Below are 20,613 nucleotides of genomic sequence, written 5' to 3'. Positions count from 1 at the left end.
CCCCTGACGGCCCCCCTTCCTCGGGTAACCCGCCCCCGACCACCGCGTCGGCCCCGCACGCCAGTTGTCCGGATCAGGACCCCCTGCTAGGCGGCGGGCACCACCCGCTGATCCGGGCCGTTGTACGCGCCCAGCGGACGGATCAGCGCGTTGTGGGCCAGCTGCTCGGTGATGTGCGCCGTCCAGCCCGTGACGCGGCTCATCACGAAGATGGGGGTGAAGGACGGGATGTCGAACCCCATCAGGTGGTACGCGAGCCCCGCCGGGTAGTCGAGGTTGGGATGGATGCCCGTACGGGCGGCCATCGCCTCGCGCAAAGCCGTGTGCAGGGCCGCCAGACGGGCCGTCCCCGGGTCGGCGGACAGGGCGACGAGCCGGTCCGTGGCCTGCTGCATCAGCGGGACACGGGAGTCCCCGTGCTTGTAGACGCGGTGGCCGAAGCCCATGACCTTCCGCCTGGCGGCCAGCGCCGCCGCCAGCCACTCGCCGGCCCGCGCCGGGTCGCCGATCTCCTCCAGCGTCCGCATCACCGCCTCGTTGGCCCCGCCGTGCAGCGGCCCCTTGAGCGCGCCGACGGCGGCCGTCACCGCGCTGTAGAGGTCGGAGAGCGTGGACGTCACGACCCGCGCGGTGAACGTCGAGGCGTTGAAGCTGTGCTCGGCGTACAGGATCAGGGAGACCTCGAAGCAGCGCACCACCTCCGGATCCGGAACCTCGCCGAAGCACATGTGGAAGAAGTTCTCGGCGAGCCCCAGCGAGGAGTCGGGCGGGATCGGGTCGAGGCCCCGCCGCCTGCGGTGGTCGGCGGCGACGACCACCGGAAGCTTCGCCAGCAGCGCCAGGGACTTGGCGCGGTTGGCGGCCGGGCTGCCGTCGTCCTCGGCGGGATCCTCCGCGCCGAACAGGCTGACGGCGGTCCTCAGGACGTCCATCGGGTGGCACGTCCGGGGCAGCCGGGTCAGCAGCTCCGCCGTTGTACGGGCCAGTGGGCGCAGGGCGCGCTCGCGCGCCCGGAACTCCGTCAGCTGCCCGGCGTCGGGCAGCTCGCCGTGCCACAGCAGATATGCGACCTCCTCGAAGGAACGGCGGCCGGCCAGCTCCTGGACCGGATAGCCCCGGTACGTCAGGGAGTTGCTCTCCTCGATGACCGTGGAGATGGCGGTGGTGTCGACGACGACCCCGGCCAGCCCGCGGTGGATGCTGGGAGTGCTGAGTGTCATGGAAGATCTCCGGTGATCAGGCGCCGGGTGGGAGAGTGAAGTCGAAGACCGAGGCGTCGAAGGCCGTGTACTCCTCGTAGCCGAGGAGCTCGTACAGCCGCGACCGGGTCTGCATCCGGGGGAGCAGGGACTCCTGGGACCCCTCGGCGGCCAGCGTGCGCAGACCGTCCTCGACGGCGCCCATGGCCAGGCGCAGCAGGGTGACCGGATAGAGGGCGATGTTGTAGCCGAGGTCCTGGAGCGTACGGGCGTCCAGCAGCCGGCCCTTGCCGAACTCGGTCATGTTGGCGAGCAGAGGGACGTCCACGGCCGCGCGGAACGCCTCGAACTCCCGCTCGTCCGCGAGGGCCTCGGGGAAGACGGCGTCGGCGCCGGCGTCCACGTACGCCTTCGCACGGTCCATGGCCGCGGCCAGGCCCTCCACGGCGCGGGCGTCGGTGCGGGCCATCAGCAGGAAGTCAGGGTCCCGGCGGGCGTCGGCGGTGGCGCGTATCCGGCGCGCCATGTCCTCGCGGGACACGACCGTCTTGCCGTCGAGGTGCCCGCAGCGCTTGGGGTTCACCTGGTCCTCCAGGTGGAGCCCGGCCAGGCCCGCGTCCTCCATCAGCTGGACGGTCCGGGCGGCGTTGAGCGGACCGCCGAAGCCGGTGTCCGCGTCGATGAGCGCGGGCAGGTCGGTGACGCGGCAGATCTGCTGGGCGCGGGCGGCCAGTTCGGTCGCGGTGGTGAGCCCGATGTCCGGCAGGCCGAGGTCGGCGGAGAGCACGGCCCCGGAGAGGTAGACGGCGTCGAAGCCGGTCTCCTGGATCAGGCGCGCCGAGAGCGGGTTGACCGCGCCCGGTACGCGCAGCAGCCGCCCGGAGGCGAGCCGCTCGCGGAAGGCGCGGCGCCGCTCGGCGGGGGTGGTGCGGGTGTGCAGCATCAGAACAGCCCCTTGGGCAGCCCGGCGTCGTACGCGGCGAGGGCGGCGGTGCCGACGGCGGGGAACAGCCCGTCCAGGCCGGCCGCGTCCAGCCCGGCCAGCCGTCCGGCGGTCTCCAGGAAGCGGTCCTGCTCCCTCGGCTCTACGCGGCCCTCGGCGAGGGTGCGGAACTTGGCGGTGTAGTCGGCGTGGCCGAAGGGCCGGGCCCCGGCGGGGTGGGCGTCGGCGACGGCCAGCTCGTCCTCGATCACCGTGCCGTCGGTGAGGGTGACCACCGCGCGGCCGCCGAACGCGCGGCGCCCCGGGTCCGGGTCGTGGTAGCGGCGGGTCCACTCCGGGTCCTCCACCGTCGAGACCTTCCGCCACAGTGCGACCGTCTCCGGCCGGCGGGCGCGCTCGGGCGCGTAGGAGCGCTCGTGGTGCCAGGCGCCGTCCTCCAGAGCGACGGCGAAGACATACGGCACCGAGTGGTCCAGCGTCTCCCGGGCGGCCCCGGGGTCGTACTTCTGCGGGTCGCCTGACCCGGAGCCGATCACCTGGTGGGTGTGGTGGCTGGTGTGGAGGACGATCCGCTCGACGCGCTCCATCGGCCCGATCCGCGGGCCCAGCCGCCGGGCGAGGTCGATGACGGCCTGCGCCTGGTACTCGGCGGAGTGCTCCTTGGTGTACGTCTCCAGAATGCCGCGCAGGGCCTCCCCGGGCTCCGGCAGCGCGACGGTGTACTCGGCGTCCGGTCCGCCCAGCATCCAGGCCAGGAAGCCGTCCTCGCCCTCGTAGATCGGCGAGGGCGAGCCCTCGCCGCGCATCGCGCGGTCCACGGCCTCGATCGCCGCCTTCCCGGCGAACGCCGGCGCGAACGCCTTCCAGCTGGAGATCTCGCCCTTGCGGGACTGCCGGGTGGCGGTCGTGGTGTGCACCGCCTGCTGCACGGCCTGGTACACCGTCTCCGTGGGCAGCCGCAGCATCGCCCCGAGGCCGCAGGCGGCGGCCGCGCCCAGGTGGGCGACGTGGTCGACGCGGTGCTCGTGGAGGCAGACGCCCTTGACGAGGGCGACGTGCACCTCGTACGCGGCGACGATGCCGCGCAGCAGGTCGGCGCCGGAGCGACCGGCGTGCTGGGCGACGGCGAGCAGGGGCGGGATGTTGTCGCCGGGGTGGGAGTAGTCGGCGGCCAGGAACGTGTCGTGGAAGTCCAGCTCCCGGACGGCCGTGCCATTGGCCCAGGCCGCCCACTCCGGGGAGACCCGCGCCCCGGCCGGGGCGCCGAAGACGGAGGCGCCGGGCCGGGCCCGGTGGGGGAGGGCCTGCGACCGGGCCACGGCCACCGGGCGGCGCGCCAGGGAGGCGACGGCGACGGCGGTGTTGTCGACGACCCGGTTGACGGCCATCGCGGCGGCGTCGGGGTCGAGTTCCGGGGCCGCCGGAGCGGCGGTGGCGACGGCCGCGAGCCGCCAGGCGAGCTGCTCCTCGCGGGGCAGCGGGGCGGCGCTGGGGTGGACGCGTATCCGGTGGTTGATCAACGGGGCTCCTCGGAGGACGATCCGGCTTCCGTGAACCGAGCCTGCCCGTTCCGTCCGCCGCCCGCGACGGCTCCAACCTGCGGAATCCGTACAGCTCCAGGCTGTGAATCCGCGAAAGTTGCGAAACCTGCGGATGCTACTTTCGCAGCAGATGCTTCGAGGTGGAGGAGACGGACGGCATGGCGCGAGCGGCGGGCCGGAAGATCTACGCGCACGCGAAACTGCGCCGGCTCCGCCGCGAGCACGGCCTCAACCAGGTGGAACTCGCCCGCGAACTCGGGATCTCCACCAGCTATCTCAACCAGATCGAGCAGAACCAGCGGCCGCTCACCGCCTCCGTACTGCTGCGGATCGCCCAGGTACTGGGCGTCGACGCCGAGTTCTTCTCCGAGGCCGACGAGGAACGGCTCACCACCGACCTCCGGGCCGCCCTCGGCGACGAGGCGTGCGGCACCGGGACCCCACCGCCCGCCGAGGAGATCGCCGAAGTCGCCCGCGACCACCCCGAGGTGGCCCGCGCCCTCGTCGCCCTCCACCGCCGCTACCGCGACGCCGCGGAACGGACCGCCGCCCTGGCCGCCCCCGGCGACACCACCGCCCTGCCGCCCGCCGAACCCCACGACGAGGTACGGGACTTCTTCTACGAGCACCACAACCACTTCGGCCCGCTCGACACCGCCGCCGAACGGACCGCGACCGAACTGGGGATACGGCCCGGCCGCTCCGCCGAGGCGCTCACCGCCCGCCTCGCGGCACGGCACGGCGTCACGGTCGTCCAGGCGGCCCCCGCCCAGACGGCCGACGCCCGGCGCTTCGACCCCGACGCCGGGCTGGTCTTCCTCTCGCCCTGGCTCAACGACGGCCGGCGCGCCTTCCAGCTGGCCACCCAGCTGGCCCTGCTGGAACACGGCCCCCTGCTGGACGCCCTCGCCGACGACGCGGCCCTGTCCTCCCCGGACTCCGTCGCCCTGGCCCGCATCGGCCTGGCCGACTACTTCGCGGGCGCGCTGCTCATGCCGTACACCGCCTTCCACGCGGCGGCCGAGGAGCTGCGCTACGACGTCGAACTGCTCGGCTCCCGCTTCGGCGTGGGCTTCGAGACCGTCTGCCACCGCCTCAGCACGCTCCAGCGGCCGGGCCGGCGCGGGGTGCCCTTCTCGTTCCTGCGGGTGGACCGGGCCGGCAACATCTCCAAGCGGCAGTCGGCGACGGACTTCCACTTCTCCCGGCTGGGCGGGACCTGCCCGCTGTGGACGGTGTACGAGGCGTTCTCCGCGCCCGGGCGGATCCTCACGCAGGTCGCGGAGATGCCGGACGGCAAACGGTACTTCTGGATAGCGCGGACCGTCACCCGCGGCGGCTTCGGCCACCGGGCCGCACGGGCGGACTTCGCCATCGCCCTGGGCTGCGAGCTCCGGCACGCGGGGCGGCTGGTCTACGCGGAAGGGGTGGCGCTGGACGACTCGCGGGCCGCGACGCCGATCGGTCTCGGCTGCCGCATCTGCGAACGCCGCGACTGCGCCCAACGCGCCCGCCCGCCGGCCGGAGGCCGACTCGTGGTCGACCCCGACCGACGGACGCGGGTGCCGTATCCGGTGCTGGGGGAGTGACGTTGCCGGGCGGGCTGGCAGCGGGCCCGGTCCGGCGGCTGCGAGGACGCGTGCTTACCGCCGCGTAAGCCGAGCAGATCCCGACTGCGGTGTAGACGCGGGACTTGCGCCCACAACCATTGGATCAAAAGTCCCGAGGAGATCGTCCAGGACGACGAGCCGTGATCCAGCTCAGCGACTCCGGCGCAGGTCAGCAGGGGTACGGCGTCCAACTGAGGCAGGCTCATCCGGGCCCGTCCAAGGGCATCCGTGCACGCACCGCTCACGGATCGCTCACGCATTTGTGGCTGCTGACCTGCGCCTTTTCTGCCAGTCGGACCTGCCCACCACTCCTTTGAGAGTCGGTCTTCGCGACCCTTCCGCTCGGGTACCAGGGGCGGGCACTGGGTTCGCCGTGCACCGGCCTGGCCTGTCCGCTTCTCTGCCTCTGTGGCTATCGTCGAGGGTGGGTGGTCTTTATGGATCGGCTGTCCAGGCTTCCGGTGATCGGGCCCGTGGCGACGTGGGTGGGGCGTACGCACGGCTGGCGGGCGTATGAGCGGCTGGCCGCGGTCCACTGGGCCCGGCTCGCCGCCGCGATCACCTTCACCAGCTTCGTCGCGCTCTTTCCGCTGATCACTGTCGGCGCGGCGATCGGCGCGGCGCTGCTCAGCGAGGACCAGCTCGGCAAGCTCCAGGACAAGATCGCCGAGCAGGCGCCGGGCCTGTCCAGCCTGCTCGACCTGAAGAGCCTGGTCGCGAACGCAGGGACCGTCGGTCTCATCGCGGGCGCACTGCTGCTCGTGGCCGGCATCGCCTGGGTAGGCGCCTTGCGCGGGTGCCTGCGCGCGGTGTGGGAGAGGGAGCAGGACCCGGGCAACCCGCTCCTGCTCAGAGTCAAGGACGCCGGAGTGCTGCTCGGACTCGGCGCGGTCGGACTGGTCGCGATGGGCAGCTCCGTGATCGCGAACAGCGCCGCCGGCTGGGTCACCGACAAGATCGGCATCGAAGGCGGTGCGGGGCGGGCGCTGCTCTTCCTCGCCGCCCTGGCCATCGCCCTGGTCGTCGACTTCCTGCTGCTCGCCTACATCCTCACGGGACTGCCGCGGGTGCATCCGGGCTGGCGGGAGGTCGGGGTCGCCGCTGCGATCGGCGCGGTCGGCTTCGAGCTGCTCAAGCTGCTGCTGACCGGCTACCTGCAAGGGGTCGCGGCGAAGAGCATGTACGGCGCCTTCGCTGTGCCGGTCGCCCTCCTGCTGTGGATCAACCTCATGGCCAGACTGCTGCTGTACTGCGCCGCCTGGACGGCGACAGCCACGGGACCGGCCGTGCGGTCCGGCGAAACATCCGCAGGCCAGGGCGGCCCGGATCCCGAACCTGGCCCGGCCGGCGGCGACACACCACCACAGCCACCGGCAGGCGGCGTTGCGCCAACGGCACCGCGCCGCCCGGCGCCGCCACCACGCGACCCGTGATGTGGGACGCGGACGGCGCGCCCTGCGTGGGCAGGGCGGACGTCTCGCGGTTGCCGGGTCCAAGGGGCACAGGGGTCAGTGTTTGAAGGCGTCCTTGGCCTTCTCGCCGGACTGCTTCAGGTTGCCTGCGACCCGGTCCGTCTTCCCTTCCGTCTGCAGCCGCCTGTTCCTGGTGGCCCGGCCGAGGCTTTGCTTGATCCTGCCGTGGAGTACCTGCTTCTTGTCCCTGATCTTCTTTGCGAGGTTCATAGTGGGCCTTCTCTCATCCGTAGGGCTCGGCTCCCGCGCGTCTGTGATCTCCGTGCAGCTGCAGCCCGCCCTTCCCCCAAGGGGGTCTGGGCCCGGTGTGTATTACCGGCGGTTCCCGGCGTACCGGCGTCCGCCGCCCTGGCGGCCACGACGGTGGCGGGCGAAACCCAGGATCCAGACGATCAGCACGACGGCTGCGGCGATCCACAGCAGGTGCATGGCGAAGCCGAACCCGAACAGAACCAGGGCCAGCAGGAGAAGGACGATCGAAATGATCATGGCCGGGCCTCCAGATGGGGCCAGGGAGGATTCCCTGAGCTCCGCGGGGTCCGGGCGAAGCTGGACGGGGGGCGCCGCCCGGAGGATGCCGGAGCGTCGTAGCCCTACGCCGTGGTGTTCAGTCAACGCCTGGCGCCACTGCCTGTCAACGAGTCGGCGACACTGGCGCGTTCCGGCTCCGGGGCCGGGACCGGCGGGGTTCGCGAGGACCCTTCGGCGGCAATTTCCGGCGGAGTCGTGTGGCGACGGCGAGCGCGGGGCCGGCCCCGATCGTGAGGGGGAGGCTTCCGGCGCCGATGCGCAGCGTGCGCCCCGCGGGGCGCGGTCAGTGCTCGTTGCTGCCGGGGTCCCGGGCGGCACCGTGCAGGCTAGTCCTCCCCGCATCATCCGAACAGGCGTCTGGGACGGGCCCGTTCAGGCTCTGTCCGCGGTGAACGGGCGGGACTACGCTGTGCGGTGAGGCCCCGGTCCCCGGCAGCGTGAGATCCCTTCCGCTCCGAGGAGGCCCATGGCGCACACAGGTGCCGGAATCTCCCGCGCCACCCTCGGATGCCCTCCCTTCCGCGAGGGCTACTGCCCACGCCTCCGCCTCGTGCCACCGGCCCTGGCTTCCCGTCCGGGTCCCCGCCAGGCGCCGGCGGCATGAGCCGCCCTTGATTCGCGAAATTCGCGAAAAGTGCCCGCGAGCCACAGGGGCCGAAGCGGCAGAAGATCGGCGAGTTCCCGAACAGCCACGTCCCGACGAAGGAGTCTTCATGAATGATGAAGTCTGGGGCTATCAGCCAGGTGTCGGCCACACTGCGGGCATCGACTTGACCGGATTCAAGGTCGAGGCCAGCGACGGCAGCATCGGCAAGGTCGACAAGCACTCCGACGACGTGGGCGCGGCCCACCTCGTCGTCGACACCGGCATATGGATCTTCGGCAAGCACGTCCTCCTCCCGGCCGGCACCGTCTCCAGGGTGGACACCACCAAGCGCACGATCCACGTCTCCCGGACCAAGGAGGAGATCAAGAACTCCCCGGAATTCGACAAGGACAAGCACCTCGGCGACACCGACTACCACCGCAACGTCGGCTCTTACTACCAGCGCCCTCGCAGCTGACGCCGCCCTCGCGCTGGGCGGGGCGGCAAGGACGGTGGGCGCGGACCGGGAATGCACCCGGTCTGCGCCCACCGCGTCCTTCGCGTCTTGACCGGTCCGCTGTATTCCAGCGGGTCGGAGGACGGGTTGTTTCAGCAGATGCCGCTGCCGGTGCCGGGTGTGCCGTGAGCGCCGTTGCCGACGCCGCCGGTCCCGCCGTTGCCGCCGGGGCCGCAGTGGCCGAGCACGCCGGTGCCGGTGGCCGCCCCGCCGTTGCCGCCGCCTCCACCTGCGCCACCGGTGCCAGTGGTGCCGCTGTTGCCGCCACCTCCGCCCGTTGCGCCGTCCCCGCCGTTGTTGTTGCTGCCGGTGGCCGCCCCGCCAGCCCCGCCATGGCCGCCGGCCCCGCCGGTACTGACGGTGGAGTTGCCACCGAGCCCGCCGACGCCACCCGTGGCACCGGCGCTGCCGGAGGAACTCCCGGCCCCGCCCGCCCCGCCGTCGCCTCCGGCACCGCCGGCCCCGCCGTCCGGGCCAGAGTTGCCTCCGTTGCCACCTGCTCCACCGAAGCCTGTCGCGCCCTCCCCGCCGACCCCGCCCTTGCCGCCGGCACCGCCCGCACCGCCGCCCCAGCCGGCTCCGCCCTTGCCGCCGGTACCGCCCGCACAGCCAGGGGCGCCGTTGCCACCGTCGGTACCGGGCCACCCTGCCGGGTGGGAGGGCGTGCCGTCGGCACCGTTGAGACCGTTGGTTCCGGAGCAGGCGGCGGCCGCCGGGGCCGTACCCACAGCCAGGGCCGCGGCGGGCACCACCGTGAGCATCACCGCGGAGAGAAGGGCACGCATGCCCGGCAGAGCCGCGGGCCGTCGTTTTTCACTCATGACGCAATCTCCTTTGAAGGAGGCAGGTTTCAGGCCGTGAACGCCCTTGGCGACGCGGCCTGTTGGCGCTCACCCGGGAGACCGGGAGAGCAGCCGCCCATTTCCCCGTACCGCCCGCGAGCCGGGCATCCGGGGGGAAGGGTTGCGTGTGGTCCCGGCCAGGGCCGTTACGCGGTCTCGGCCCATTTCCAGGTCGGCTCCGACGCTAATACGGACACGATGAATAAGCTAGAAGTGGAGTTTTTTTATCCATTAACTCGTTTTGTATTCTTGCAGTGAAGCCACTTCCGCGACCGGTGACGGCCGAGCGCTCGCACTCACGTTGCATGGCCGGTCCGCCATGCGGGAGTGCGGCGCCGGGGATCCTTCCAACGGCTGACCCCTGATACGCATTTCCGCATATAGGGAAAATCTCCCTGGCGTATTCCCCTACGGCCGAGGGGGTACGTCTGAGCTCGCTGCATATCGACGCAGTCACCCGCACCAGCGGGGCAGTCGAACTACTTCCAGGGGGTTTCATGAGATTCCGTCGCGCCCTTCTCGCCCTTGCCGGGTCCGCTGTTCTGGCCACCGGCACGACCGTCCTCCTGCCCGCGACCGCCCAGGCCCGGATGATGGCCGTCGCCTGCGACGAGACATCACTGATCAGCGCCGTTAACGCCGCGAATGCCGCCGGTGGCGGGACCGTGACACTCACCCCGGGCTGTACGTACACCCTCACCGCCAGCCACGGTGACGACGGTGTCAACGGCCCCACCGGGCTGCCGATCATCACCACGCCCATCACCTTCGAGGGCAACGCCAACACCATCACCCGCGCCGGGGCAACCAACTTCCGCATCGCCCAGGTCAGCACCACCGGCGGGCTCACCCTCAAGGCGGTCACCCTCAGTGGGGGTCACGCGGCCACGAACGGCGGCGGCATCCTCAACTTCGGCTCGGTCACCCTCACCGGCAGCGAGCTGTCCAACAACGCCGCCGACGGTACCGGCGGCGCCATCTACAGCACCGGCGGGGCGGCAGCGGCCACGTTCACGAGTAGCAACGTCAAGAACAACACCGCCCACCAGGCCGCCGGCATCGCCAGCGTCAACTCGACGCTCACCCTCACCAGCAGCGTGGTCAGCGGCAACGCCGCTGGCATCAACCCCGGCGGTATCTACTACGTCGCCGGCACCGCAACGCTCAACACCTCCTCGGTGACCGCCAACACCCCCACCAACTGCACCGGCAGCCCCTCCCCCGTCCCCGGCTGCATCGGATAACGCCGCCCCGCCACGAGAGCGGCACCGAGACTGGGCCGCCCGCTGCCGACGCGGGCGGCCCAGCCGGAGTGCACCTTCCGGCCTGGTTGCCGTTACCTCATCCCGGGGTCCACCCCGTCCGCCGCACGGGGCCGCTCGGTGTCCGCGTTGTGCGCCAGGCCGTCCGGCTTCGCCGCGCTCCGCTCGCCGAGGGGAAGGACCAGTACCCGCAGAACGGTGGGGCCGGGCGGCCAGCGGAACTCTCCGATGTCCTGCCACCCCCAGGACCGGAAGGCAGCGCAGGCCACAGGGTCGGCCTGATCCACCAAGGTGGCACCGAGGGACGCCTGATGGCTGGTGAGCAGCCGCTCCTGAAGGTGACCGGCGAGCCCGCGGTCGCGCTCATGCGGATGGACCACGATCTCGGTGATCGCGAAGACGTGCCCGGACGCGGTGAGCTGCTCGACGTCCTGCGGGAGTGCTCCGGAGAACCCCTGCCACCAGGCGCCGTCACGCCGCACGGGAAACCCGAAGGCGCACCCCACCAAGGCCGGTGCCTGCCCTGCCTGCGTGGCTTCCGCGATCATCATGTCGAATCCGGGCCGCCGGACGTCATCGGCAAGGCGCCGCAGGAAGCTCTCGCGGCTGCGGTACTCCTCACCGGGCTTGGTGTCGGCGGACTCCACGTACAGATCCGCCAGATCCTCACGCTGTTCCTCGGCCTGCCAGCGGCTCAGCCCACGCAAGTACACCCCGTCTCCCGCCGACGGTGCGTAGCCCTTCAGCTTCTGCGCCTGCCCCGGCCCGGAGCGGGCCGTCACAGCACACCACCCGCGACAGCAGGCACCAGAACACCTGGTCGTTCGATGGCCCCGTGCACGGGGGAAGGCCGTGATGCGGGAAGGCCTCTATCCGGGCGTTCCTGCCGGAGAGACTCCACAGGGGCGGCCGAGAGGCCGAGGAGCAGGGGGCCGGTTCCGGTAAGGGTGAGGATCCGGACCAGTGTGGGAGGTGGGTGGTGCAGACGCAGGGACCCTCCGGCCGCGATGGTGTGGTGCGAGGCACTGAGGAAGGCGTTGAGGCCGCTGCAGTCGCAGAAGGTGACAGGGGTGAGATCGACGTCGATGGTGCGGATGCCCTCGCGCAGGCACCGCTCCAGCGTCTCGCTCACCAAGGGCGCCGAGACCTGGTCGATCTCACCGGCCAGGGTGATCAGCGCCCGGTTCTTCTTGTCGTGCCGGTAGATGTTCAGCATCTGAAGGGCGGGCATGGCGCCTCGGTTCAGGAGACTCGCCGGGGCAGAGCCAGGTGAGGTGCCGGGCTTCGGCACTTCCTGCTGTGCTCCCGGGTCATGACTTTCGGGCAAGCATGCGAACCACTGACCTGTCGGCCCGTGTTCCAAGGCCGAGGGCCCAGCTGGTTCCCCGCGGGGATGCGCTGGGCGAAGGGACGAACAGTCCGCTCCCCGCAGGCATCGTGTGCCGAGCAACAGCATGCCATCAAGGTCTGGGACGCCCACCCAGCAGCATAGACCCCGGTCCGGCCCCAGGAGTCGGCCACAAGCCGACAAGTTTCCCACCGTCAGCCGACCTTCGAGTCCCGAGGAGCTCGTCCAGGACGACGAGCCGTGATCCATCCCGAAGGCTCCGGCACAGGTCAGCATGGGTGTGATGTCCAGGTGGCACAGGACCGTCCGAGCATGCCCAAAGGAGTCCGCTCACGCATCGCTCACGCGTTTCGGGGCTTCTGACCTGCGCATAGGCGTCTAGGCCGTGCCCGGGCAGCATGTCTTCGCTTGCCCTCGGGCGGGGCGAGTGACGCTGAGGGAAGTAATCCCCTACCGCCGAGCGGCCGCATCGGGCTGGAGTCTGGCTGTCGCCGTGCCGTTCGCGGCCGTCAGGAGTGCGACGACCGCATGGGTGTGGCCAGGCGGATGTCGGGCACCTGGTGGAGATGTTCGACGGCATCGCTGACGACAACGAGGTCATTGCGGCCGAGAATCAGGCAAGGCGCGAGCAGGTCGCGCGGTGCAAGCGGGGCAAGCCCGGAGCACCGAAGGCCGAAGAGCGCGCGAGGTTGGCCGAAGAGCGAGCCAGGCTGGGCGAGATGAAGCCGTTCCGGAAGCTGACGGGCGCGGCCACGCGTCAGCGCATCCGGTCGACGCTGCGGGCGGCTCTGAACGCGGCCATCGGGCGGCAGCTCATCACCTTCAACCCGGCCGAGCATGTCGAACTGGAGTCCAGGATGCGGCCCAAGGCCCTGCTGTGGACCGAAGAACGGGTGCAGCGGTGGTTTGAGACCGGAGAGAAGCCCAGCCCGGTCATGGTGCGGCGCGGGCACGATCGCCCTCTCCAGCGGCGTTGTGGCCGTTCTGCGGGCCCATTGGGTGCGGCAGAACAAAGATCGCCTCAAGTGGGGCGCGGCATGGGTTGACACAGGCAAGGTCTTCACGGAGGAGGACGGTTCCTGGCCGTACCCGGAGAAGGCGTCCGAGGCATTCCGGCACACCTCCAAGGCGGCCGGACTCCCCCCGATCAACCTGCGAGATCTACGTCACGTAGCCGCTACTCTCATGCATGCCGGCGGCGCGGACGTGTTCGCGATCAAGGAGACCCTGCGTCACTCGACCCGGACTCTCGCCTCGGATACGTACACGAGCCTGCTTCCCGAGGCCGACCGCGAGATCGCCGGGGCCGCCGAGCGGATGGTTCCCAGGGCGCGCTCAGTAGCCGCCGAAAGCACCGGCGCTGACGCATCGCTCACGCAGAAGCCTGAAAGTATGGCTTCGCCCCAGCTGGAGAAGCCCAGCCGGGGTGAAAAGATGCAGGTCACCGGTGGTGCGGTGACCTGCATCCAGCGGTAGGCCGTGTGGGACTCGAACCCACAACCAATGGATCAGAAGTCCGCCACGGCGACCTATCGGTGCTTGAAATCCGGCTTCCGCTTCTCCACGAACGCCGCCATCCCTTCCTTCTGGTCCGCGACAGCGAACACCGCGTGGAAGACGCGCCGTTCGAACCGCACACCCTCCGCGAGCGTCGTCTCGAACGCCCGGTTCACCGCCTCCTTCGCCATCATGGCGACCGGCGCGGACATCCCGGCCACGGTCTCGGCGACGGACAGGGCCTCCGCGAGGAGGTCGTCCGCCGGGACGATCCGGGAGACCAGGCCCGCCCGCTCGGCCTCGGTCGCGTCCATCGTGCGCCCGGTCAGGCACAGCTCCATCGCCTTGGCCTTGCCGACGGCCCGGGTCAGCCGCTGCGAGCCGCCGATGCCGGGGATCACCCCGAGCTTGATCTCCGGCTGTCCGAAGACGGCGGTGTCGGAGGCGAGCAGGATGTCGCAGAGCATGGCGAGTTCGCAGCCGCCGCCCAGCGCGTAGCCGGAGACGGCCGCGAGGGTCGGGGTGCGGAGGGCGCCGAGCCGGTCCCAGGCGGTGAACCAGTCGTTGAGGTACATGTCCATGTACCCCTGCGGCTGCATCTCCTTGATGTCGGCACCGGCGGCGAACGCCTTCGCCGAGCCGGTGAGGACGATACAGCCGACGTCCGGGTCCCGGTCGAGGGCTTCCGTGGCCTCGACGACCTCGTTCATGACCTGGAGATTGAGGGCGTTGAGGGCCTTGGGGCGGTTGAGGGTGACAAGGGCGACCCGGCCCTTGCGCTCGACGAGGATGGTCTCGTACGCGGTGGTCATCAGGAAGCCGTCTCGTTTCGTTCGTTCTGCTGCCGGATCATCCGGATGATCCCGGAGAAGTCCTCCGCCGCCCCGGCGCCCGCGGCGTACTCCGCGTACCGCTTCGCCGCCTCGATCCCGAAGGCGGAGCCGATCCCGCTCGCGCGGAGCGCGTCGGCGGCGAGGCCGAGGTCCTTGGCCATCAGGGGGGCCGCGAAGCCGGGCCGGTAGTCGCGGTTGGCCGGGCTGGCCGGGACCGGGCCGGGCACCGGGCAGTTGCTGGTCAGCGCCCAGCACTGGCCGGACGACGTGGAGGCCACGTCGAAGAGGGCCTGGTGGGACAGGCCGAGGCTCTCGCCGAGGACGAAGGCCTCGCCGACCGCGATCATCGAGATGCCGAGGATCATGTTGTTGCAGATCTTCGCCGCCTGCCCGGCGCCCGGGCCGCCGCAGTGGACGGACTTCTTGCCCATGGCGGCGAGCAGCGGTTCGGCCCGCGTGAACTCGGCCTCGCCGCCACCGGCCATAAAGGTCAGGGCGCCGGCCTCGGCGCCGGTCACTCCGCCGGAGACGGGCGCGTCCAGGGCGAGGTGGCCGGCCTCGACCGCGGCCTCGTGGGCGGCGCGGGCGTCGGCGACGTCGATGGTGGAGCAGTCGATGAAGAGCGTGCCGGGCGCGGCCGCGGCGAGGAGCCCTTCGTCCTGGTAGAGGGCGAGCACGTGCCGTCCGGCGGGCAGCATGGTGATCACCACGTCCGCGCCGGCGGCGGCGTCCGCCGCCGAGGCCGCGGGCTCGACACCGGCGGCCACGGCCGTCTTCAGGGACTCGGCCACCAGGTCGTAGCCGCGCACCCGGTGCCCGGCCTTGACGAGGTTGGCGGCCATCGGGCCGCCCATGTGGCCGAGGCCGATGAAACCGACGGTCAGGGGAGTACGGGTGCTCATCACGACACCTCCTGGGACAGGGTGAGTTCCTTCTCGCCCAGCGGTGCGAAGAACCGGGCGACGTCCGCCGCGCCCACCTCGGCGAGCGTGGCGGGGGACCAGCGCGGGTTCCGGTCCTTGTCGATCACCTGGGCGCGGATGCCCTCCACCAGGTCCGGCGCGGCCAGGGCCGCGCACGAGACGCGGTACTCCTGCTCCAGCACCCGTTCCAGCGAGCCGAGCGCCGGGACGGCGCGCAGCGCGGCGAGGGTGACCTTGAGCGCGGTGGGGGACTTGGCGAGGACCGTCTCGGCGGCCTGCTTGGCGGCCGGGGTGCCATGGCCCTGGAGACGTTCGACGATCTCCTCGACGGTGGCGGCGGCGTAGCAGGCGTCGATCCACTCGCGGTGTCCGGCCAGTTCGCCCCCGGGCGCCTCGGCGGTGTGCCGGGCGACGACCTCGTGGGCCGGGGCGTCGGCGAGCTCCGCGAGGAGCGCGGGCAGCCGGTCCGAGGGGACGAAGTGGTCGGCGAGCCCGCACAGCAGGGCGTCGGCGGCGCCCACCGTCTCGCCGGTCAGGGCGAGATGGGTGCCGAGCTCCCCGGGCGCCTTCGCCAGCAGGTGTGTGCCGCCGACGTCGGGGACGAAGCCGATGCCGGTCTCGGGCATGGCCACTCGGGAGCGCTCGGTGACGATCCGTACGCCGCCGTGGGCGGAGATGCCGACGCCGCCGCCCATGACGATGCCGTCCATGACGGCCACGTACGGCTTGGGGTAGCGGGCGATCCGGGCGTTTAGCCGGTACTCGTCGCGCCAGAAGTCCGCCGAGGCCGTGCCGCCGGAGCGGGCGTCCTCGTGGATGGAGCGGATGTCGCCGCCCGCGCACAGCCCGCGCTCGCCCGCGCCGGTGATCACGACGGTTTCGACGGCCGGGTCGTGCTCCCAGGCGGTGAGGGCCTCGTCGATGCGGGAGACCATGGCGTGGGTGAGGGCGTTGAGGGCCTTGGGGCGGTTGAGAACGATATGGGCGGCCCGGCCCTCGACCCGGAACAGTACGGAATCGTCGCTCATCGGCCGGTTGTCGTTCATCGGCCGGCCCCCGTCAGGCCGCGGGCCACGATGAGGCGCATGATCTCGTTCGTTCCCTCCAGGATCCGGTGGACCCGGAGATCGCGGACGATCTTCTCGACGCCGTACTCGTTGAGGTAGCCGTACCCGCCGTGGAGTTGCAGCGCCTGGTCGGCGACGTTGTACCCGGTGTCGGTGGCGAAACGTTTCGCCATGGCGCACAGCTGGGGCGCCTGGGGATCGCCGCGGTCCAGCGCCTCGGCGGCCTGGCGGACCAGGGCGCGGGCGGCGGTCAGCTCGGTGGCCATGTCGGCGAGGCGGAAGCGCAGGGCCGGGGAGTCGATGAGGGACTCCCCGAAGGCCTGCCGGTCGGTGAGGTAGGCCAGGGTGCGGTCGAGGGCGCTCTGGGCGCCGCCGAGGGAGCAGGCGGCGATGCCGAGCCGGCCGCCGTTGAGCCCGCTCATGGCGATGCGGAAGCCCTCGCCCTCGCCGCCGAGCAGCCGGTCGGCGGGGATCCGGACGCCGTCGAGGATCACCTGGCGGGTGGGCTGGGCGTTCCAGCCCATCTTCTTCTCGTTGGGGCCGAAGGACAGGCCGGGGTCGTCGCGGTGGACGAGGAAGGCGGAGACGCCGCGCGCACCGGAGCCGCCGGTGCGGGCCATGACGATGTAGACGTCGGTCGAGCCCGCTCCCGAGATGAACTGCTTGACGCCGTCGAGGACGTACTCGTCGCCGTCCCGGTCGGCGCGGGTGGTCAGCGCGGCGGCGTCGGAGCCCGCGCCCGGCTCGGTGAGGCAGTAGCTGCCGAGGGTCTCCATCGAGCACAGGCCGGGCAGATAACGGGCGCGCTGGGCGTCGTCGCCGTAGCGGTCGATCATCCAGGCGACCATGTTGTGGATGGAGAAGTAGCCGGCGACGGAGGGGCAGCCCGTGGCCAGGCTCTCGAAGACGAGGACGCCGTCGGCGCGGGTGAGGCCGGAGCCGCCGGACTCCTCGCGGACGTAGACGCCGCCGAGGCCGAGGTCGGCGCCCTTGCGGAGGACGTCGACGGGGAAGTGCTTGTCGCGGTCCCAGTCGACGGCGTTCGGGGCGAGGTGCTCGCGGGCGAAGTCGAGGGTGGTCTCGGCTATGGCGCGCTGGTCCTCGGTGAGGAAGGTGGTCGTCATGGCGGTCAGCCCATCGTCGGGATCGTGAAGCTCGCGCCCTCCTTGACCCCCGAGGGCCAGCGCGAGGTGACGGTCTTGGTGCGGGTGTAGAAGCGGATGGCGTCGGGGCCGTGCTGGTTGAGGTCGCCGAAGCCGGACCGCTTCCAGCCGCCGAAGGTGTGGTAGGCGACGGGCACGGGGATCGGGACGTTGACGCCGATCATGCCGGTGTCCACGCGGCGGGTGAAGTCGCGGGCGGTGTCCCCGTCGCGGGTGAAGAGGGCGACGCCGTTGCCGAAGGGGTGCTCGCTGGGCAGCCGCAGGGCCTCCTCGTAGTCCGCGGCGCGGACCACCGACAGCACGGGGCCGAAGATCTCCTCCTGGTAGATCCGCATGTCCGGGGTGACGCGGTCGAAGAGGGTGGCGCCGGCGAAGAAGCCGTTCTCGTGGCCCGGCAGGACGAAGTCCCGGCCGTCGACGACCAGTTCCGCGCCCTCCTCGACGCCCAGGTCGACGTAGCCGCGCACCCGGTCGACGGCGTCGCGGCCGACGAGCGGGCCGAAGTCCGCCTCGGGGTCGTCGGAGCGGCCGATGCGGAGGGTGCCGATGCGCTCCTTGAGCTTGGCGACGAGCGCGTCGGCGGTCTCCTCGCCGACGGGCACGGCCACCGAGATGGCCATGCAGCGCTCCCCGGCGGAGCCGTAGCCGGCGCCGATGAGCGCGTCGACGGCCTGGTCGAGGTCGGCGTCGGGCATCACGATCATGTGGTTCTTGGCGCCGCCGAAGCACTGGGCGCGCTTGCCGTGGGCGGCGGCGGTGGCGTAGATGTGCGCGGCGATCGGGGTGGAGCCGACGAAGCCGACGGCCGCGACGCGCGGGTCCTCAAGGAGGACGTCCACGCTCTCCTTGTCGCCGTTGAGGACGTTGAGGACGCCCGGCGGAAGGCCCGCCTCCAGGAACAGCTCGGCGAGCCGCAGCGGTACGGACGGGTCGCGCTCGGAGGGCTTGAGGATGAAGGCGTTGCCGCAGGCGATCGCGGGGGCGGCCTTCCACAGCGGGATCATCGCGGGGAAGTTGAACGGGGTGATGCCGGCCGCGACGCCGATCGGGCGGCGCAGGGAGTGCACGTCGATGCCGGTGCCGGCGTTGTCCGTGAACTCGCCCTTGAGCAGGTGCGGAATGCCCGCCGCGAACTCCACCACCTCCAGGCCGCGCTGGATGTCGCCGAGCGCGTCGGGGACGGTCTTGCCGTGCTCGGAGGACAGCAGCCGGGCCAGCGCGTCCTTCTCGCCCTCGACCAGCTGGAGGAAGCGCAGCAGGACCCGGGCCCGGCGCTGGGGGTTCCACTCGCCCCACTCGCGCTGGGCGCGGACCGCGTCGGCGATGGCCGCCTCGGTCTCCGCGCGGTTCGCCAGGGGTACCCGGGCCTGGATCTCGCCGGTGTTGGGGTCGTACACATCGCCGAAGGCCCCGGATGTTCCCGGGGTGTGCTTTCCGCCGATGAAGTGGGTCAGTTCACGGACCATGGAAGCCTGCTCTCATCAGGTGAGATCCGGGGACAGGCACGGCGGGGCCGCGGGCGCGCGCCCTTGTGGGGCGCGGTCCGTCCTGTCCGTCCTCGTGGTGCCCCCGAACATATAGTTGGACGTCCTACTAAGTCCAGAGTCGAAAAAACGTGCGAGGCGGCCGGGTGGCCGCCCCGCACGCCGGGGACGGGAGAAACGGAATCGGTCAGGAGACGGGTTCGGCCACCTCCTGGGCCGAGTGGTCGGGGCCGGCCCGGTGGACGAGCAGCCGTTCGGCCAGGTGCCCGAAGAGCAGCCCGAAGCCCGCCCACAGGACGCACTGGATGGCCAGGGCCGCGAGGCGGAACCGCCACAGCACGGTGGCCGGGAAGTCCGCGGGCACCTCGTCGACCACGGGCAGGAAGGCGTACGCCACCCCCGCCATCAGCACGAACGCCGCCACCGCGACGACGCCGGCCCACCAGGTGCCCAGCCGGGGGGCCAGTGCGCGGCCCAGGAAGATCGCGGCGACGCCCAGCAGGACGCTGAGCACGATCATCAGGAAGTACAGCGCGGTGCGCTTGCCGATGGTGTCGGGGTCGCCGACGGACGGCGGATTGGCCGGGTACTTGAGGAACGGCACCACATAGACCACCAGCAGCCCGCCCAGCGAGAGCAGGGCCGCCGTGGCGCGCGGGCCGATCCGGCCGATCCGGCCCAGGGCCACGCAGAAGGCCAGCGCGGCGATGCCGCCGAGCGCGACGCCGTAGACCAGGACGCCGGTCGCCAGCCCGGCGGTGGACTGGAGGGTGCGGCTGACCAGCTCCACGCCGTGGTCGTCGTGGCTGTGGGCCTCCTCGAAACCGATGGCCCGGTCCACGGACGGCTCACCGAGCAGATAGGCCACGAGCAGCGCGAGGCACCCCGCCGCCAGCCCGGCGAGCATGCCGCGCACCAGGAGCGACCGTACGGAGACGGTGTTCACGAGAGGGACTCCCCGGCGATCAGTGGCACGGGAAGCCGAGCAGGTGGCGTCCGTCGTGGACCCACTCGTGGACGCCCTCGCCGGACAGCAGCGAGGTGGCGCCCTGTTCGGCGCCGACGAAGTACAGCAGGATCAGCATGAGCAGCCCGAAGAAGACCGCCCACGGGGCGATCGCCTTCAGGGATATGGGCGCGACCTCCGGCCGGGCGGACGAGCCGGAGACGGGAGCGCCGGGCGTGGGAACGGCGGAATAGGCCATGATCAAACCTCCTGGGGGAAACACGCGTCCCAGAACTAGGGGTTCTTGGACGACGGGAGGCGGGTCTGACTCCCCGGGCGTCGCCGCGCTGCCGCGAGCGTTCGGCCGGATTCACAGTGGCGCGACCGTGCCGGATTCCCACCGGCTTCCGTCACCCCGTCGTCATGTCCACGCGACCGTACCGTTCAGGCCAACGTTGCGCCATGGGGCGAGGGGATGCGCACCGGCGTACGAACCGGCGGACGCGCCAGGATCGCGCGCTGCGGACGAGCCTGCTCCGCCCCCGCGCCGGCCGTTCACCTCCTGTCTGTGACCGGTATGTGATCGGTATGTGAACAGGGCTGTTCGGCGGGCGACTTCTGTGCCTACGCTGACCACGCAGCCGGTTCGCCCTGCCCGCCAGGCAGACGCGTCGCAAGAGGGAACCCGGTGGGAATCCGGGACTGCCCCGCAGCGGTGTGCGGGAACGACCGCCGTCATACGCACTGGGCCCGGCGGGCCCGGGAAGCGACGGCCATTAGGTGTCCGCCCTCGGGTGGACGTGCCCGCGAGTCCGAAGACCTGCCCGCTGCCCGCGCGCGAACGGATCG

19 protein-coding genes, 1 pseudogene and 1 riboswitch are annotated in these 20,613 nt (G+C 71.6%); of the genes and pseudogenes, 5 read left to right on the top strand and 15 right to left on the bottom strand.

What is annotated here, in order from left to right:
- Nucleotides 1–86 precede the first annotated feature (86 nt).
- From RM609_RS01175 to RM609_RS01165, 3 genes are read right to left on the bottom strand one after another with little or no spacing between them, the layout of a single operon-like run.
- Nucleotides 87–1,220 carry a bifunctional 2-methylcitrate synthase/citrate synthase gene (locus RM609_RS01175; protein WP_311607110.1) on the bottom strand — a complete coding sequence of 378 codons (1,134 nt, stop codon included), beginning with the start codon at nt 1,218–1,220 and terminating at the stop codon, nt 87–89.
- 16 nt (nt 1,221–1,236) lie between these two features.
- Nucleotides 1,237–2,142 (bottom strand): methylisocitrate lyase, encoded by a 906-nt coding sequence (prpB, locus tag RM609_RS01170; RefSeq protein WP_311607109.1) that lies wholly within the window; start codon nt 2,140–2,142, stop codon nt 1,237–1,239.
- The gene (locus RM609_RS01165) at nt 2,142–3,662 is read right to left on the bottom strand and encodes an MmgE/PrpD family protein (protein ID WP_311607108.1); all 1,521 of its coding nucleotides are present in this window, start codon (nt 3,660–3,662) and stop codon (nt 2,142–2,144) included. Before RM609_RS01165 ends, prpB begins: the two co-directional genes overlap by 1 nt.
- A 179-nt stretch (nt 3,663–3,841) precedes the next feature.
- Between RM609_RS01165 and RM609_RS01160 the strand changes: the two genes are divergently transcribed.
- Both RM609_RS01160 and RM609_RS01155 read left to right on the top strand, forming a co-directional pair.
- Nucleotides 3,842–5,272: a short-chain fatty acyl-CoA regulator family protein gene (locus RM609_RS01160; RefSeq protein ID WP_311607106.1), complete on the top strand. Its 1,431-nt coding sequence runs from the start codon at nt 3,842–3,844 to the stop codon at nt 5,270–5,272.
- A gap of 458 nt (nt 5,273–5,730) precedes the next feature.
- Nucleotides 5,731–6,726: a YihY/virulence factor BrkB family protein gene (locus tag RM609_RS01155; RefSeq protein ID WP_311607104.1), complete on the top strand. Its 996-nt coding sequence runs from the start codon at nt 5,731–5,733 to the stop codon at nt 6,724–6,726.
- A gap of 75 nt (nt 6,727–6,801) precedes the next feature.
- On the opposite strand, the gene RM609_RS01150 is transcribed toward RM609_RS01155, so the two are convergent.
- Both RM609_RS01150 and RM609_RS01145 read right to left on the bottom strand, forming a co-directional pair.
- Nucleotides 6,802–6,975: a CsbD family protein gene (locus tag RM609_RS01150; protein ID WP_311607103.1), complete on the bottom strand. Its 174-nt coding sequence runs from the start codon at nt 6,973–6,975 to the stop codon at nt 6,802–6,804.
- A gap of 102 nt (nt 6,976–7,077) precedes the next feature.
- The gene (locus tag RM609_RS01145; RefSeq protein ID WP_311607101.1) at nt 7,078–7,254 is read right to left on the bottom strand and encodes a hydrophobic protein; all 177 of its coding nucleotides are present in this window, start codon (nt 7,252–7,254) and stop codon (nt 7,078–7,080) included.
- Nucleotides 7,255–8,009: 755 nt separating this feature from the next.
- Between RM609_RS01145 and RM609_RS01140 the strand changes: the two genes are divergently transcribed.
- Nucleotides 8,010–8,360: a PRC-barrel domain containing protein gene (locus tag RM609_RS01140; RefSeq protein ID WP_311607100.1), complete on the top strand. Its 351-nt coding sequence runs from the start codon at nt 8,010–8,012 to the stop codon at nt 8,358–8,360.
- 131 nt (nt 8,361–8,491) lie between these two features.
- Here the strand turns inward: RM609_RS01140 and RM609_RS01135 are convergent, their stop codons facing one another.
- Complete coding sequence (locus tag RM609_RS01135) at nt 8,492–9,220, bottom strand: hypothetical protein (protein ID WP_311607099.1); 729 nt, start codon at nt 9,218–9,220, stop codon at nt 8,492–8,494.
- A gap of 518 nt (nt 9,221–9,738) precedes the next feature.
- Between RM609_RS01135 and RM609_RS01130 the strand changes: the two genes are divergently transcribed.
- Nucleotides 9,739–10,485, top strand: a complete 747-nt coding sequence (locus tag RM609_RS01130) for a hypothetical protein (protein ID WP_311607098.1) — start codon at nt 9,739–9,741, stop codon at nt 10,483–10,485.
- 92 nt (nt 10,486–10,577) lie between these two features.
- On the opposite strand, the gene RM609_RS01125 is transcribed toward RM609_RS01130, so the two are convergent.
- Nucleotides 10,578–11,285, bottom strand: coding sequence for a hypothetical protein (locus tag RM609_RS01125; protein ID WP_311607097.1), 708 nt, complete (start codon nt 11,283–11,285; stop codon nt 10,578–10,580).
- Complete coding sequence (locus RM609_RS01120) at nt 11,282–11,734, bottom strand: STAS domain-containing protein (protein WP_311607096.1); 453 nt, start codon at nt 11,732–11,734, stop codon at nt 11,282–11,284. Before RM609_RS01120 ends, RM609_RS01125 begins: the two co-directional genes overlap by 4 nt.
- Nucleotides 11,735–12,396: 662 nt before the next feature.
- On the opposite strand from RM609_RS01120, the pseudogene RM609_RS01115 reads away from it, so the two are divergent.
- Nucleotides 12,397–13,327 (top strand): annotated as a pseudogene (locus RM609_RS01115) (site-specific integrase); the annotation flags it as partial.
- A 53-nt stretch (nt 13,328–13,380) separates the two neighbouring features.
- Here RM609_RS01115 and RM609_RS01110 read toward each other — a convergent pair.
- The 7 genes from RM609_RS01110 to RM609_RS01080 all read right to left on the bottom strand — a co-directional run bounded on the left by RM609_RS01110 (nt 13,381) and on the right by RM609_RS01080 (nt 20,023).
- Nucleotides 13,381–14,160 carry an enoyl-CoA hydratase gene (locus RM609_RS01110; RefSeq protein ID WP_311607095.1) on the bottom strand — a complete coding sequence of 260 codons (780 nt, stop codon included), beginning with the start codon at nt 14,158–14,160 and terminating at the stop codon, nt 13,381–13,383.
- Entirely contained in the window at nt 14,160–15,083 is a 924-nt protein-coding gene (gene mmsB / locus RM609_RS01105) for a 3-hydroxyisobutyrate dehydrogenase (RefSeq protein ID WP_311607093.1), read from the bottom strand. The genes RM609_RS01110 and mmsB overlap by 1 nt, the downstream gene beginning before the upstream one ends.
- Nucleotides 15,083–16,132, bottom strand: coding sequence for an enoyl-CoA hydratase/isomerase family protein (locus tag RM609_RS01100; protein WP_311607092.1), 1,050 nt, complete (start codon nt 16,130–16,132; stop codon nt 15,083–15,085). The genes mmsB and RM609_RS01100 overlap by 1 nt, the downstream gene beginning before the upstream one ends.
- A gap of 14 nt (nt 16,133–16,146) precedes the next feature.
- On the bottom strand, nt 16,147–17,295 hold the full coding sequence (locus RM609_RS01095; protein ID WP_311607090.1) for an acyl-CoA dehydrogenase family protein: 1,149 nt from the start codon (nt 17,293–17,295) through the stop codon (nt 16,147–16,149).
- A 5-nt stretch (nt 17,296–17,300) separates the two neighbouring features.
- On the bottom strand, nt 17,301–18,800 hold the full coding sequence (locus RM609_RS01090; RefSeq protein WP_311607089.1) for a CoA-acylating methylmalonate-semialdehyde dehydrogenase: 1,500 nt from the start codon (nt 18,798–18,800) through the stop codon (nt 17,301–17,303).
- A 205-nt stretch (nt 18,801–19,005) separates the two neighbouring features.
- Nucleotides 19,006–19,764: a CbtA family protein gene (locus tag RM609_RS01085; protein ID WP_311607087.1), complete on the bottom strand. Its 759-nt coding sequence runs from the start codon at nt 19,762–19,764 to the stop codon at nt 19,006–19,008.
- A 19-nt stretch (nt 19,765–19,783) separates the two neighbouring features.
- Complete coding sequence (locus RM609_RS01080) at nt 19,784–20,023, bottom strand: CbtB domain-containing protein (protein ID WP_311607086.1); 240 nt, start codon at nt 20,021–20,023, stop codon at nt 19,784–19,786.
- 366 nt (nt 20,024–20,389) lie between these two features.
- Nucleotides 20,390–20,606: riboswitch (cobalamin riboswitch) on the top strand.
- Nucleotides 20,607–20,613 lie beyond the last annotated feature (7 nt).

Source organism: Streptomyces hesseae (genome assembly GCF_031845785.1).
GTDB classification, from domain to species: domain Bacteria; phylum Actinomycetota; class Actinomycetes; order Streptomycetales; family Streptomycetaceae; genus Streptomyces; species Streptomyces hesseae.
This window is presented reverse-complemented; position numbering and strand designations above follow the sequence as displayed.

Bases quoted from the DNA above. Each gene is read 5' to 3' on its own strand.
- RM609_RS01175 (WP_311607110.1), bottom strand. From the start codon at position 1,220: ATGACACTCAGCACTCCCAGCATCCACCGCGGGCTGGCCGGGGTCGTC.
- prpB (WP_311607109.1), bottom strand. From the start codon at position 2,142: ATGCTGCACACCCGCACCACCCCCGCCGAGCGGCGCCGCGCCTTCCGC.
- RM609_RS01160 (WP_311607106.1), top strand. From the start codon at position 3,842: ATGGCGCGAGCGGCGGGCCGGAAGATCTACGCGCACGCGAAACTGCGC.
- RM609_RS01155 (WP_311607104.1), top strand. From the start codon at position 5,731: ATGGATCGGCTGTCCAGGCTTCCGGTGATCGGGCCCGTGGCGACGTGG.
- RM609_RS01150 (WP_311607103.1), bottom strand. From the start codon at position 6,975: ATGAACCTCGCAAAGAAGATCAGGGACAAGAAGCAGGTACTCCACGGC.
- RM609_RS01145 (WP_311607101.1), bottom strand. From the start codon at position 7,254: ATGATCATTTCGATCGTCCTTCTCCTGCTGGCCCTGGTTCTGTTCGGG.
- RM609_RS01140 (WP_311607100.1), top strand. From the start codon at position 8,010: ATGAATGATGAAGTCTGGGGCTATCAGCCAGGTGTCGGCCACACTGCG.
- RM609_RS01135 (WP_311607099.1), bottom strand. From the start codon at position 9,220: ATGAGTGAAAAACGACGGCCCGCGGCTCTGCCGGGCATGCGTGCCCTT.
- RM609_RS01130 (WP_311607098.1), top strand. From the start codon at position 9,739: ATGAGATTCCGTCGCGCCCTTCTCGCCCTTGCCGGGTCCGCTGTTCTG.
- RM609_RS01120 (WP_311607096.1), bottom strand. From the start codon at position 11,734: ATGCCCGCCCTTCAGATGCTGAACATCTACCGGCACGACAAGAAGAAC.
- RM609_RS01110 (WP_311607095.1), bottom strand. From the start codon at position 14,160: ATGACCACCGCGTACGAGACCATCCTCGTCGAGCGCAAGGGCCGGGTC.
- mmsB (WP_311607093.1), bottom strand. From the start codon at position 15,083: ATGAGCACCCGTACTCCCCTGACCGTCGGTTTCATCGGCCTCGGCCAC.
- RM609_RS01100 (WP_311607092.1), bottom strand. From the start codon at position 16,132: ATGAGCGACGATTCCGTACTGTTCCGGGTCGAGGGCCGGGCCGCCCAT.
- RM609_RS01095 (WP_311607090.1), bottom strand. From the start codon at position 17,295: ATGACGACCACCTTCCTCACCGAGGACCAGCGCGCCATAGCCGAGACC.
- RM609_RS01090 (WP_311607089.1), bottom strand. From the start codon at position 18,800: ATGGTCCGTGAACTGACCCACTTCATCGGCGGAAAGCACACCCCGGGA.
- RM609_RS01080 (WP_311607086.1), bottom strand. From the start codon at position 20,023: ATGGCCTATTCCGCCGTTCCCACGCCCGGCGCTCCCGTCTCCGGCTCG.